The 14237-nt window shown below is 72.0% G+C and carries 9 protein-coding genes; 3 read left to right on the top strand and 6 right to left on the bottom strand.

Translation table 11 applies throughout. The features are described 5' to 3' along the window. The first annotated feature begins 159 nt into the window (after window positions 1-159). Both ACSNN9_RS24340 and ACSNN9_RS24335 read left to right on the top strand, forming a co-directional pair. On the top strand, window positions 160-1746 hold the full coding sequence (locus ACSNN9_RS24340; RefSeq protein WP_436675553.1) for a hypothetical protein: 1587 nt from the start codon (window positions 160-162) through the stop codon (window positions 1744-1746). Window positions 1747-2174: 428 nt separating this feature from the next. Next, window positions 2175-3731, top strand: coding sequence for a hypothetical protein (locus tag ACSNN9_RS24335; RefSeq protein WP_436675552.1), 1557 nt, complete (start codon window positions 2175-2177; stop codon window positions 3729-3731). A gap of 98 nt (window positions 3732-3829) precedes the next feature. Here the strand turns inward: ACSNN9_RS24335 and pulA are convergent, their stop codons facing one another. The 4 genes from pulA to ACSNN9_RS24315 form a co-directional block, all read right to left on the bottom strand. Next, window positions 3830-9322: a pullulanase-type alpha-1,6-glucosidase gene (gene pulA / locus ACSNN9_RS24330; protein ID WP_436675551.1), complete on the bottom strand. Its 5493-nt coding sequence runs from the start codon at window positions 9320-9322 to the stop codon at window positions 3830-3832. Window positions 9323-9473: 151 nt separating this feature from the next. Continuing rightward, complete coding sequence (locus ACSNN9_RS24325) at window positions 9474-10166, bottom strand: cellulose binding domain-containing protein (RefSeq protein WP_436675550.1); 693 nt, start codon at window positions 10164-10166, stop codon at window positions 9474-9476. Window positions 10167-10300: 134 nt separating this feature from the next. After that, the gene (locus ACSNN9_RS24320; protein ID WP_436675549.1) at window positions 10301-10690 is read right to left on the bottom strand and encodes a hypothetical protein; all 390 of its coding nucleotides are present in this window, start codon (window positions 10688-10690) and stop codon (window positions 10301-10303) included. A gap of 37 nt (window positions 10691-10727) precedes the next feature. After that, window positions 10728-11444, bottom strand: a complete 717-nt coding sequence (locus ACSNN9_RS24315; RefSeq protein WP_436675548.1) for a hypothetical protein — start codon at window positions 11442-11444, stop codon at window positions 10728-10730. Window positions 11445-11463: 19 nt separating this feature from the next. Between ACSNN9_RS24315 and ACSNN9_RS24310 the strand changes: the two genes are divergently transcribed. After that, window positions 11464-11646 carry a hypothetical protein gene (locus ACSNN9_RS24310; protein ID WP_357879638.1) on the top strand — a complete coding sequence of 61 codons (183 nt, stop codon included), beginning with the start codon at window positions 11464-11466 and terminating at the stop codon, window positions 11644-11646. A 12-nt stretch (window positions 11647-11658) separates the two neighbouring features. Here the strand turns inward: ACSNN9_RS24310 and ACSNN9_RS24305 are convergent, their stop codons facing one another. After that, entirely contained in the window at window positions 11659-13329 is a 1671-nt protein-coding gene (locus ACSNN9_RS24305; RefSeq protein ID WP_436675547.1) for a right-handed parallel beta-helix repeat-containing protein, read from the bottom strand. Between the two features lie 74 nt (window positions 13330-13403). Further along, the gene (locus ACSNN9_RS24300; protein ID WP_436675546.1) at window positions 13404-13841 is read right to left on the bottom strand and encodes an ArsC/Spx/MgsR family protein; all 438 of its coding nucleotides are present in this window, start codon (window positions 13839-13841) and stop codon (window positions 13404-13406) included. Window positions 13842-14237: the final 396 nt, after the last annotated feature.

Raw genomic sequence — 14237 nt, 5'->3', positions numbered from 1 at the left:
CCCCGCCTGAGGGGTATGCGGGGTTTTCTCGGATTCGCACCTCTTGCGAGGAACCTTCTCATACGGTGGCTATCAGAGGCTGCAAACCCATTTGTAGCTGGTCGCGCCGCTTCGGGTGGTGCGACCCCGTCTGGCAGCAGGAAAGGGCGGAAGGCTCTGATGTCCAACGACGTAACGACTCCCGACGGTGGCGCCCCCACGGGCGCACCGACCCGAGGGCGGCGCAAACTCTGGGTGGCTGCGGGCGTCGCCGGACTGACCGGCGTGGTCGGCCTGGCGGCACTGGGCGGCCTGGCCGCTCGCGACGACAAGTCCGGCGGCGTGGACCGGCTCTCGGACGCGCAGTCGTCAGCCCCGAAGCAGCACGTCAGCGACGCCGACACGGCCGACCCGGGCTCCGGCGAGGATGACGACAAGAACGGCGGCCAGGACGCCCGCGGTGGCCAGGACGACTGGCAGGACAAGGACTGGCAGGGCAAGGACGGCAAGGACTGGCAGGGCAAGAAGGGCAAGGACGGCCGCGACGGCAAGGACGGCAAGGACGGTCGCGACGGCAGGGACGCCAAGGAACTGCCGTGCGACACCGACGTGCTCATCGAGGCGGTCAACAGGGCCAACGAGGACAACGGCGGAGCGTTCAAGCTGGCCAAGGACTGCACCTACAAGTTCACCGAGCAGACCGCCAACAACGCCTTCCCCGTCATCGACCAGCGCATCACCATCCTGGGCAACAACTCGACGTTCTTCCACGACGGCACCGAGTTGTTCCGGTTCTTCGAGGTCGCCTCCGGCGGTGAACTGACCCTGAAGGACCTCACCCTCAAGGGCGGCCAGGTGACCGCCCCACCGCAGCTGCCCAGCCGCGCCAACGGCGGCGCCCTGCTCGTGCAGGAAGGCGGCGAGGCCACCCTCAAGCACACCAAGCTGGTCGACAACCGGGCCACCGGCACCGGCAACGGCGGCAACGGCGGCGCCATCTACAACCTCGGCGAGGTCGAGATCCACGACAGCACCCTCGCCGACAACCACGCCCGCGGCAACGGCGAGAACGGCGGCAACGGCGGCGCCATCTACAACGAAGGCGAACTGACCGTCCACGACTCCCGCATCGACAACAACACCGCCACCGGCACCGGCAACAGCGGCGGCGACGGCGGCGGCATCGCCAACCGCGACAACGGCATCACCACCATCGCCTACAGCCAGATCACCAACAACAAGTCCAGCAACGACGGCGGCGGCATCCACAGCGACGACGACGCCCGCCTCACCGTCACCCGCACCAAGATCGCCCACAACACCGCCTGCGACAACGGCGGCGGCATCTACAACGACGGCGACTCCACCATGCTGCTGGAACACGTCATCATCGCCGGAAACAAGGCCACCGACGACGGCGGCGGCGTCTTCCACGACAGCGACAACATCGCCACCATCAAGCACACCCTCTTCGCCGACAACACCGCCGGCGACAACGGCGGCGGCCTGTTCAACGGCGACACCCTGAACCTCTACGACAGCGAGTTCAAGGGCAACCACGCCGAACAGGGCGGCGCCATCTACAACGACAACAACGCCGTCCTCACCATCCGCAACAGCAAGATCGTCGGCAACTTCGCCGCCGAAACCGCCGGCGCGGGCGGCATCTTCAACGCCAACAACGCCACCGTCAACCTCGACAACAAGACCATCATCAAGAAGAACGAACCCCGCAACTGCACCAACGTCCCCGGCTGCGCCAACTGAACCACCACATAACGAAGGGATCCCTTCCCCCTTTGGTCCGGGGGAAGGGATCCCTTCCGTGCGGGCGCCCGTCCGGGCACGATCCCGCCTCGAAGGCTGCTGGCACGGGCGCCGGCCCGTGGCGGGTTTCCAGACCGGTCGAGACGACCCGCTGCTGCCGCGGTGCCCGTGGTGGGTTTCCGGACCGGTTGAGGTGACACGTGGCGTAAGCCGCCGGTTCGGCACGACTGCGGGGCCACACTCCTCGCCGTCCGGACCATCCCCCCTTGGTCCGTGTTACCCCTAACGTGGGTTCCTTTCGGATATGACCGTGAAGAGAAGAAGATTCTCATACGGTGGGCCTCAGTAGCTACAACCGATTTGTAGCCAGGGCAGCCCGCGGTGGCGGAGCCGCCCTGTCTGGTACGAGGAGAGAGCAGAGAGCTCCGATGTCCAACTACCTTCGCAAGAACGCCGAGAGCACCGCGCCGAAGAGCCGGCGCAAGCTGTGGCTCGCCACCGGCGTCGCCGGGTTGACCGGCGTGGTCAGCCTCGCCGGCGTCACCGCCGCGAGCAGCGCGGGCGCCGTCGGGGTCGACCGGCTCGCCGACCTGAAGTGGTCCACGGCCGAGCAGGTCGCCAGGGACGACGCCGCCGGCCGCGACGACCGTGCGGGCGAGACCGGCAAGGGCCAGGAGGGGCAGGACGCCCGCGGTGGCCAGGACGACTGGCAGGGCAAGGACGGCAAGGACTGGCAGGGCAAGAAGGGCAAGGACGGCCGCGACGGCAAGGACGGCAAGGACGGTCGCGACGGCAGGGACGCCAAGGAACTGCCGTGCGACACCGACGTGCTCATCGAGGCGGTCAACAGGGCCAACGAGGACAACGGCGGAGCGTTCAAGCTGGCCAAGGACTGCACCTACAAGTTCACCGAGCAGACCGCCAACAACGCCTTCCCCGTCATCGACCAGCGCATCACCATCCTGGGCAACAACTCGACGTTCTTCCACGACGGCACCGAGTTGTTCCGGTTCTTCGAGGTCGCCTCCGGCGGTGAACTGACCCTGAAGGACCTCACCCTCAAGGGCGGCCAGGTGACCGCCCCACCGCAGCTGCCCAGCCGCGCCAACGGCGGCGCCCTGCTCGTGCAGGAAGGCGGCGAGGCCACCCTCAAGCACACCAAGCTGGTCGACAACCGGGCCACCGGCACCGGCAACGGCGGCAACGGCGGCGCCATCTACAACCTCGGCGAGGTCGAGATCCACGACAGCACCCTCGCCGACAACCACGCCCGCGGCAACGGCGAGAACGGCGGCAACGGCGGCGCCATCTACAACGAAGGCGAACTGACCGTCCACGACTCCCGCATCGACAACAACACCGCCACCGGCACCGGCAACAGCGGCGGCGACGGCGGCGGCATCGCCAACCGCGACAACGGCATCACCACCATCGCCTACAGCCAGATCACCAACAACAAGTCCAGCAACGACGGCGGCGGCATCCACAGCGACGACGACGCCCGCCTCACCGTCACCCGCACCAAGATCGCCCACAACACCGCCTGCGACAACGGCGGCGGCATCTACAACGACGGCGACTCCACCATGCTGCTGGAACACGTCATCATCGCCGGAAACAAGGCCACCGACGACGGCGGCGGCGTCTTCCACGACAGCGACAACATCGCCACCATCAAGCACACCCTCTTCGCCGACAACACCGCCGGCGACAACGGCGGCGGCCTGTTCAACGGCGACACCCTGAACCTCTACGACAGCGAGTTCAAGGGCAACCACGCCGAACAGGGCGGCGCCATCTACAACGACAACAACGCCGTCCTCACCATCCGCAACAGCAAGATCGTCGGCAACTTCGCCGCCGAAACCGCCGGCGCGGGCGGCATCTTCAACGCCAACAACGCCACCGTCAACCTCGACAACAAGACCATCATCAAGAAGAACGAACCCCGCAACTGCACCAACGTCCCCGGCTGCGCCAACTGACGACAGTCACGCGACATCGGCCGCAACGGCGTCGGCTGACGCCAGGGACGGTCCGGCCCCCTTCCGCTCGGCGGAAGGGGGCCGGACACGTGTGACACCTACTGCTGGACGAAGACCGCCACGCTGCGGGCCGGCACGGTGAACGTGCCGCTGGCCCGGTCGAACGAGGCCGTGCGCAGCGTCTCGTCGGCCGAGGTCCGCAGCACCGGGTGCAGCGCGACGTCCGCCCCGCGCAGCCCGGTCAGCCGCTGCTGCGCCGTCTCGGCGGTGGCGTTGAAGACCACCGTCACCGACTTCCACCGCCCGTCGAGGCCTCGGCCGTCGAGCGTCATGGTGAGCACGCCGGGGGTCTCCGCCGCGCCGGAGAGGGGGAAGGCGACCCGCTTCTGCACCTGCTCCGCCGTGGTCAGCCCGAAGACCGGCGAGGAGCCCCGGATCTTCAGCAGCTCGCCGTAGCGGGCGTCCGCCAGGTTGATCGCCGCGCAGTCCGGCACCAGCGCCGGGTCGGCCAGCAGCGGCTTCGCGTACGGCCACTTGTCCCGGTTGTCCTGCTCGGGCGGCAGGCCGGCGCCGAAGCCGTTGCCCTGGGCGCAGTCCCAGCGGATCTGGTTGAACCAGTCGCCGGAGTTGTACGAGTTGCGGTCCAGCGACTTGGAGCGCAGCCGCTCGGTGCCGGTGGTGACGAACCCGGGCCCCTGCCCCATCACCACCGTGCTCAGCGCCAGCACCTGCATCCGGGCCCGGTCCGCCGCCGGGGTCTCCTGCGGCAGCTTGTACGCCAGCGCGTCGTACAGGATCTCGTTGTCGTGCGCGTCGACGTAGGTGACCGCCTCCCCCGGCGCGGCGGTGTAGCCGGCGGGCGAGCCGTTGTAGTCGACCTGCGCTCCGGTCACCTGCCGGCCCGACGAGTCCGTGAACCGGTACCCGCGCAGGTTGCCGGTGAGCCCCACCTTGATCAGGTCGTGCTGGTGCAGCAGGCGGGCCCGCTGCTCGGCCGTGGACCCGTTCACGGCGTCGCCGTTGGGATCGGTGAACAGGCCGGAGGCGAAGCCCTGCACCCGGGGGTTGGCGTCGAACGGCCCGCCCCCGCGCACCGCGTCGCGGAGCCGGTCGTTGAAGGTGCCGATCCCGGTGCCGGCCATGTTGGCCTGGGTGGCCTGCACGAACCGGGCGTCGTCGGCGACCTCGCCGAAGTTCCAGCCCTCGCCGTAGAGCAGGATCCTCTTCCCGTCCACGCCGTCGCGGGCGACGGTCAGCTCGTCGAGCGCCTCGCGTACGGCCAGGATGTTCGCCTTCGGGTGGTGGCCCATCAGGTCGAACCGGAAACCGTCCACCTTGTACGCGCGGGCCCAGGTGACGAGCGAGTCCACCACGAGCTTGCCCATCATGGCGTGCTCGGGGGCGGTGTTGGCGCAGCAGGTCGAGTTGGCGACGCTGCCGTCGTCGAGCAACCGGTGGTAGTAGCCGGGCACGATCTGGTCGAGCACCGACTTCGGGTCGGCGCCCGCCGCCGAGGTGTGGTTGTAGACGACGTCCATCACCACCCGCAGCCCGGCGCCGTTGACGCCGGCCACCATCTGCCGGAACTCGGTGGTGCGCCGCGCCCCGGCCGGGTCGACGGCGTAGCCGCCCTCCGGCACGGTGTAGTGCAGCGGGTCGTACCCCCAGTTGTAGCCGTCGGTGTCCGCCACGGCCGCGACGCACTTCTGCTGCTGCTCGGAGTCCGGGGGCAGCGCGGCCAGGTCGCAGGCCGGCTGCCGCTGGTCGGCGCGTCGCTCGGGGATCGTGGCGAAGTCGAACGCGGGCAGCAGGTGCAGGTGGGTCACCCCGGCGTCGCCGAGCGCCCTCAGGTGCCGCATGCCGGCGGTGCCCGGGTCGGTGAAGGCGAGGTAGGTGCCCCGCCGCTCGGTCGGCACCGTGCTGTCGGCGATCGAGAAGTCGCGCACGGAGAGCTCGGAGATCTGCACCTTCGTCGACGGCACCGCCGCTGGCTTGCGCAGCGACGCCCAACCAGCCGGCGCGAGCGCCGGGTCGGCGAGGTCCACGATCTGGCTGTGCGTGGAGTCGGGCGCCAGGGCCAGTGAGTACGGGTCGGTCACGGCGGCGGCGACCACCTTCTGCGTCGCCGGCTGCCACGCCTCGACCTGGTAGCGGTAGTACCTGCCGGTCCAGTCGCGGGCGCCGCGCACCGACCAGACGCCGGTGCGGTCGTCCCGGCGCATCGTCACCGTCCTCGGCGTCGCGGTCGGCGAGTCGAAGAGCTGCAACGACACCCGCCGCGCCGTCGGCGCCCAGACCGCGAGCGTCGGCACCCCGCCGGCGAAGGTCGGCCCGAGCCTCGCGTCGGTGGCCCGGGCGTAGACGTCGTCGAGCACGCCGGGGATCTGCACACCGGTGGCGGCGAGCAGGGTGCCCGCGGCGTCCCGCTCGGTCACCAGGAGCTGCCCGCGCAGGGCCGCCGGGACCTTCGCCAGGTCCCGCCGGTCGAGCGTGAAGCCGCGGTGCGCCCACAGGTGCGGGAAGGCCGCGCGCTGGGCCTCGGTGAGCCCGTTGCGCTGCGCGGTCAACGGCAGCGTCGTGTACGTCCCGGCGAGGTCGCCGTCGGCGACGGTCACCCCGCCGGCCGGGGCGGCGACGAGGGCGTACGTCCTGCCGTCGGTGGGTCCGGTCCGCCAGGCGACGGTGGAGCGGTCGATCCAGTGCGCCTTCTGCTTCGTGATGTCGACGTCCCGGGCGGTGGCGGACGCGGTGGACGGCAGCAGCCGGCCGGGCGTGCCGGCGAGCAGCCACACCTCGCGGCCGGCGCTGGCGAAGTCGAGCCGCTGGTCGGTCGGCAGGTCCTTCTCGTCCCCCTTGTGAATGATGTAGCTCAGCCCGGTCGCCCCGGCGGCCAGCGGCACCTGGAAGACCGCGCCGTAGGCGTCGACGCGGGCCGGGGCGAGCGGGGTGGCCCAGTCCGTCGGGTTGGCCGCGCCGTCCCACAGGTGCAGGCCCCAGCCGTCGTAGTTGCCGTCGGCACGGCGGTAGTGGATGACGGCGGTGCCGTCGGAGACCGGCGGGTCGGGTTCGCCGGTGGCGGCCTGCCTGCTCGGATAGGTCGCCGGGTCGCCCTGCTTGATCCACACCTCGCCGGTCTGCGTCACGTCGATCGTCCGATCCTGTCCGACGTCCTTGTTCCCGGCCTTGTCGACCACCAGAAAGCCGACCGACTTCGCGCCCGGCTTGAGCTTGACCCAGGCGAACCGACCGTAGGAGTCCTCCCCGGCGAACGGCTGTCCCTTGGGCCACTCGGTGGCGTACGCGGGGTCGATGTCGCCCCAGGCGTAGAGGCTCCAGTCGTCGTAGCCGCCGGCGGGGCGCTGGTAGTGCACCACGGCCCAGTCGCGGGAGGCGGACTGCGCCGGGGTGCCTACGGTCGCGGTGGACCGGGTGCTCGCGGTGCGGCCCTTCCCGTCGCGGACGACGGCCTTGTACTCCACCTTCGTGCCGCCGGCCAGCCCGGTCAGGTCGTGGTGCACCGTGTACGGGGCCCGGTCGGCGCTGCCGAGCAGCGTCCACCTGCCGCCGGCCACGCGGGCGGCGACGGTGACGGTGGCCAGCGGGTCGCCGGTGACCTGGGCGGTGACGGCGGCCTTCGTGGCGACGGGCTCGCCGGGCGCCGGGGCGGTGATCGTGATCCGGGGCGCGGCGTCGGGCAGCGCGATCGGCGTGCCGGCGCGGTGCACCACGGCCGACAGCGGCGGCACGGTCAGCGTGAGCTTGCCGTCCGCGCCGGCAACCGGGGCGGCCGATCCGCCGTACACGCCGGTGAAGGTGGCGCCGGCCGACCAGGTGTCCACGGTGACAGTCTGCGCGGTCGCGGCGTTGTTCACCGCCACGACGTACTCGGTGCGCTGCTTCGGGTCGATCCGGGAGAACGCGAAGACGCCGGGGCCGTCGGCGGCGTAGCGGCCGACCTGCACGCCGTCACGCAGCGCCGGGTGCGCCTGGCGCAGCGCGCCCAGCTCGGCGATGGCCCGGTAGAGCGGGTGGCTGCGGTCGAACTGGTCGCTGGCGTGCGTACGGTCGGTGCCGAGCAGGTCGTCGTCGAGGTAGTCGGGCGTGCGGGAGGCGAACATGTCCTGCCGGGCGTCCTTGTCCCCGCCCGGGCCGGTGAAGCCCTGCTCGTCGCCGGAGTAGACCACCGGCTGGCCGCGGGTGAGGAACATCAGCTCGTGGGCGAGCCGGTCGCGGCGCAGGTGGGTGGCCGGGTCGGTGCCGCCGCCGGCGATGAACGAGCCGATCCGGCCCATGTCGTGGTTGCCGAGGAAGGTGGTCAGCCGGCTCGCGTCGGTGTCCCGCGCGCGGTAGAGGTCGTCGCGGGCGTACACGTCGGCGAGCGCCTTCGCGGAGCCGTCGCCGGCGGTGTAGCCGCGCGCCGCCTCCTGGAAGGCGAAGTCGAGGGTGGCCGGCAGGCCGCCGCGCCGCACGTAGGTCGAGGTGATCTCCGGGTCGGCGCTGTAGACCTCGCCGAACATGAAGAAGTCCTTCTTGCCGGCACGGTCCGCGGCGCGCTCGATGCCCTGGCTGAACTGCGGCCAGAAGTCGAGGTTGGCGTGCTTGACGGTGTCCAGCCGGAAGCCGTCCACGCCGGTGGACGCCACCCAGTCGGAGTAGACCTTGGTCAGGCCCCGCACCACCTCGGGGCGCTCCGTCCACAGGTCGTCCAGGCCGAAGAAGTCGCCGTACTCGCTGTTCTCCCCGGCGAAGGTGGAGTCGCCCCGGTTGTGGTACATCGTCGGGTCGTTCAGCCAGGCCGGGACCTTGACCTTCGCGTCGGCCGGGTTCGCGAACGTCGGGGTGTACGGGAACGACGTCGTGTCCACCCTGGGGAAGCCCCGGCTGCCGTCGGCGTAGTTGCGGTCCTCGAAGGGGCGCCCCTGCGCGTCGGTGAAGGGGGAGGTCGCCTTGTCCACGTAGCTGTACTTGTCCTCGGCGTACGTGATGACGTCGGCGGTGTGGTTGACGATGACGTCGAGATAGACCTTGATCCCCCGCCGGTGGGCGAGCGCGACCAGGCGCTTGAGGTCCTCGTTGGTGCCGAAGTGCGGGTCGACCTGGGTGAAGTCGGTGATCCAGTAGCCGTGGTAGCCGGCGGAGACGTCGGCCCCGGTGCCCTGCACGGGACGGTTCTTGAAGATGGGGGCGAGCCAGATGGCCGTCGTGCCGAGCCCCTCGATGTAGTCGAGCCGGTCCATGACGCCCTTGAGGTCGCCGCCGTGGTAGAAGCCCTTGTCCTCCGGGTCGAGGCCGGTGGAGAGGCGGTCCCCGGTGAGGCCGCCGGTGTCGTTGCGCCGGTCGCCGTTGGCGAACCGGTCCGGCAGGACGAAGTAGAACTGCTCGGCGCGGGCCTGGCGGCCTCCGGCGGAGAGCAGCGCCTCCGCCGAGGGCTCGGTGCGCCACTGCGCGGCCCCGGTGGTGACCAGCGGGCCGGTGCCGTCGGGGGCGTCGGCACCGAGCTGGCGCACCGCCAGCGGGGTGCCGACGAGGGTGAGGGTGAGCAGGGAGACGAGGGCGAGCAGGGCCTTGCGCGGTATCGGCGGGGGTTTCATCGACGCCTTCCTCTGGTCGCTGACTGGCCCGCACGCTAGCTCTTGCCGAAACGTTCTGCAATACCTTGCAAACAAAGTCGTAACACGGCAGGGCACTTGCAAAAGGAACGGCCCGGCGGGTCCGCGCCGGGCCGTACGGGACAGGGGCTGGCTAGACGCGGCAGGCGGTGCCGTCGACCGTGCAGCTCGTCGGGCGGCTCTGCGTGCCCTGGACGTAGAACCGCAGCGTGGCCGACGTGCCGGCGGGCAGGTCGGCGCCGCTGCGGTAGGTGAAGCCGTCGTCGATCCGCTGCGCCGTCCCCTGTGGCGCGCTCTCGATCCACGCGCTGCCCAGCCGCGCTCCCGGGAAGGTCAGCCGCGCCGTCCAGTCCCGGCCGGCCGACGACGTGTTGCTGACCAGCACCTCCCCGACGAACCCGTCCGCGTACGACTCCACGACCCGGTACCGGCCGGTCAGCGCGGACGCCGACGACGACGGCGGCGCGACCAGCGCCGTCTCCTCGCTCCCGCTGGGGGTCGGGGACGGCGGGCTGCTGCTGCGCTCGGGCGTGGACCGCGTCGGGGTGGGCCGGGCGGTGGAGCGGCCGGACGACGTGGCCGGCGCCCGGGGCGAGCGCGTGGCCGTCGGGCTGGTCGCCGACGGCTCCGGGTCGGCCAGGCCGACGGTCGGCAGCGGCGGGCCGGGCTGCGCGTCGAACGCGGGGCCCCGCCCCCGGTAGGTGCCGAGCGCGATGGCCAGCAGGACCACCATCACCACGACGCCGACGGACACCACGATCCACGGCGAGGACGCGATGGCGGTCGTGCCGTAGGACTTGCTCGATGTTCGGCGCGTGCCGGACATGCCCCTCCTCCCGCGGTCGTCCGGGGCAGCGTAGCCGCCCGTGGCGACATGGTGCGACCGTCCGGGCGCGCCGCGTACGGTGCGGCGCGGGCGCGGTCGCCGCCGCCGGAGGGCGTGCGGGGTCCGGCCGGCGGTCAGGCGCTGCGCAGGACGGTGCAGATGACCGGACCGTCGTCGGTGGCGCGCAGCAGGTAGCGGTAGCGCTCGCCGGGGACCGCCCGGCCGTGGCTGTCCAGGAACTCCCACTCCACGGTCACCATGGTCAGCAGCGCCGACATCGGCTGCACGTCCTCGATGGCCGCGTGCGCCGCGACCAGCTCGCGCTCCTGGTAGTCGGGGGCCGCGCCCACGAAGGACAGTGCCACCGCCGCCGGCGAGGTGAACGAGAAGCTGTACGTGTCAGCCACCACCATCCCCGGCAGGGCGTAACAGCCGGCGATGGCGGGCACGTCGCCGGTGGTCAGCGCCACGCCGTACCGGTCGAAGAAGTCGGTCAGCGTGTCCAGATCGGTCGAGGCTCTCACGGGGACAGCAATTGCCGGCCGGACGGCGGGCCAAACCTCAGCGCGGCGGGATGCGCACCTCGATCTCGGACCCGAGCCGGGCGCCGCCCGCGAGGCCGAGGTCGTCGCCGCTCCAGAACCGGCCCGGGTCGTACCAGTTGGGACGCCGCCCCGCCGGCAGCAGCCCCATCGCCTCGTAGGTCACCGCCACCACCTCCGCGCAGTACGCCGTCTCCAGTGCACGGTCGCGCACGGCGGCCCCGGCGCGGCCGGGCGCGGGTGTCCCGGCGCGGCCGGGCGCCGGAGTAGGGGGGTGCTCCCCGTCGCGGCCGCGCAGGGCCGGTACCCGCACCGCCGGGACCCGGCCCCGCAGCCAGCGCCAGGCGAGCTGGGCGGTGGACGGGAACGGGGTGCCGTCCAGGCGGGCGACGGTCTGCAGCACCGCCTTCTCCATCTCCGCGTCGACCGGCGGGTCGAGCTGGCGCAGCCAGGCCCGCTGGCCGTACCGGTTGGCCCAGACGCAGACCGCGTCGCGCAGGTCGTGCAGCTGCACGCCGCGCTGGTGGGTGCCCGTCCACATGTCCGGCAGCGACCTGCCGAGCTCGGCGTGCCACATCAGGGGTGGCATGTCGTCCAGCACGACCGCCATGCCGACGTGGTTGACCGGGCTGTTGGTGGTCAACTGGATGGCCCGGTCGGGCACGCTGCGGCCCCGGAACACCCACACGTCGCCGGTGCGGGTCAGATCCACGGCCTCGTCCAGGCTGATGCTCATGGGGGTCTACCCTAGGCCGATGCGGCAACGGATGCGGTGGTGGAAGGTGCTCGGGCTGGCCGGACTCGCCGGCGTCGCGGCGTCGGGCGTGGTCATCGCCCGCGCGGAACGGCGGCGCCGGGCGTACACCCCGGAGGAGATCCGGGCCCGGCTGCGCGACCGGCACGCGGAGGCGACGACGCCCGCCGACGACGCCCGCTGAGCGCCGCCGACGTCAGTCGACGTCGTGGTGGTTGCGGTCCCAGCGCCCGCCGACGGGCGGCGTGTCGAGCCGGACCGCCCCGGCCGCGTTGCCGGCGAGGTCGTTGTCCTCGATCCGGCAGGAGACGCAGCTGCCGGCCGGGGTGATCCAGAGCCCGTAGGTCTGGGTCTGCTCGTCGCGGTGGTCCCAGATCCGGTTGCCGCGCACGGTGGCCGAGTCGAACGGCGCGTTGACGGTGATGCCGGCCCGGACCGGCGGGGCCGCCGGCAGTTCGTACGACGCTCCGGGCGGCGGCGTGTCCTCGTTCCAGCCGGTCGGGGAATCCGCCCGCACCTCGGCGAGGGCGAGGTCGGTGGCGGTGTTGGACACCACGACCGCCGTGCGTGACCCGACCCGCACCACCTTGCCCCGGTGCCCGTCGTGCGGCCAGTGCGCCGTCAGGTCGGTGACGGACCGGTGGTGGTAGCGCACCGAATCGCCCCGGCCGCTGGTGGCCGGGGCGCACCGCCGGCCGTTGTTGCGGATCCGGTTGTTCACCACGATCGCGTCGGTCATCGGCCGGTCGATCCGGATCGCGTCCAGGCCGTTGTCCCAGAACTCGTTGCCGTCGACGACCACGTCCGCCGCCGCGCCCTGGTAGCCGTGCCCCAGGTCGTGCTCATGGTAGCCGTACGCCCCGTTGGCGCTGATCCGGTTCCCGCGCACCGTGTACGGGCCGGGCGTGTTGCCCATGCTGATCCCGTCGCGGACGTTGCGGTCGATGACGCAGTCGCTGAGGATGCCGCCCCGGCCGGCGACGCCCGCCGTGCCGTTGCCGGAGACGTCGAAGCCCGCTTCCAGGTTGCCGGTCAGGGTGCAGGCGGAGACAATCAGGCCGTCGGCGCCCCAGTCGGAGATGCCGAACCGGTTCGCCTGGCTGTGGCAGCCGACGATGCGGTAGCCGCGCGGCGGCGTCCAGTGGTCCTTCTGCAGTTCGAGGAAGATCCCGTTCGTGCCGTTGCCGACGGCGGTGCAGTTGGCGATGGTGAGGCGCTCCACGTCGCCCCACCCGCCGATGCCGACGCCGATGCCCGCGCCGCCCATCTCCTCGCCGTTGTCCAGCCGTCCGCACCCGACCACCACGACGCCGTCGATCAGGCTGTCCTGGAGGAAGTCGCAGCCGAGGCCGGTGGCGCCGGTGTGATGGATGTAGAGGTTGCGGAAGACGCCGCGCACGACGTACTGGAGGCCGAGCCCCTTGGTGAGGTAGTTGTACTCGACCATCGCCACGCCGGAGCCGTCGATCTCGAAGTCCGCGAAGGTGCAGTCGGCGATGTGCCGGTCGCGGCTCGCACCGTGCTGCACCGTGGTCCAGAAGGCCAGCGGGGTCGGGTCCGCCCGGTTTCCCTCGTTGCTGAGCAGGAACCGCGTCGCCCCCGGCCCCGCGCCGACCAGCGACACCCCGCTGCGCCAGACCGTGCCGGCGTCCCGGATCGAGTAGATCCCCGGCGGGCAGTAGATGACCCGGGCCCGCCCGTCGGCGGCGTAGCCCTCGCCGAGGCGGTCGACCAGGGCCGACAGCGCCGGCTGGTCGTTCGTCACGCCGTCGCCGCGCAGCCCGAACTCCCGCGCGTCGCACCACAGGGGCGCGCCGGCGACCGGGGTTAGCCGCTGCGCGGCGGTGGACAGGCCCTGGCGCGGCATCCGATCCTCCTCCTCCGACGTCCGGTCGTCCGCCGGTGACCGGCGCATTCCCGCCGCGCCCGTGCGGAAACGCGCTACCCGGCCGGCGTGGGCCGGTCCGACGGCGCGGTCGCCGAGGGGCCGGGGTCCGCGTCGGTGCCGACCGTCGCGCCGCTGCGGCGCACCGCCTCCGCCAGCGCCCCGGCGGTACGTCCCACGAGCGCGCCGCCGTCGTCGAGCAGCAGCAGAGGCCGCTGGATCAGCTCCGGGGCGGCCACCATCGCCTCGATCCAGCGCGGCTCGGCCGCCTCGTCGCGCGGCCAGTCGGCCATGCCGAGGGCCACCGCGGCCGGCTCCTGCGTGCGGCAGACGTCCCAGGGGCGCGCGTCGAGCCGGCGCAGCACCTCGGTCAGCTCCGCCGCGCTCGGTGGCCGGTCCAGGTACGGGCGCACCGCGTACCCCACCCCCGCCTCGTCGAGGGCGGTACGGGCGGCGGCGCACTTCGAGCAGGACGGGTTGTTCCAGATCTCCATGCCGGCCATGGTCGCAGTTGCCCCGCCTCCGGCGGATGTGCGGTTGGGGCGTCCTGTCCGGTTAGGGGCGACCCGGTCGGGCGGCCCGTCCGGTTTGCGAGGTCTGCGGTGGCGGGCGCCACCGGTCCGGCGGGCATGGGTCGGGGGCCCGGGTCGTTGTAACCATCGTGAGCGCGTGACCCCCCGGGCCCTTCGGCGGCCGGGGTCGACGGTCGGAATGCCGGCCGGGCCCGCGTCGTTACATCCCCCGGACGCGCCCCACCCCTCGTCGAGGGCGCACCCCTGGTTTTTCGACCTTTCCTTTCCGCGGCGCACCCGCCCCCCTTGGCGTGTGTCGCGTACCCCCGATCGAAAGGTGCCGACCATCATGCGTACCGACATCTTCCGCAAGACCGC

The organism is Micromonospora sp. URMC 107, assembly GCF_051386315.1.
Lineage (GTDB): Bacteria > Actinomycetota > Actinomycetes > Mycobacteriales > Micromonosporaceae > Micromonospora.
This window is presented reverse-complemented; position numbering and strand designations above follow the sequence as displayed.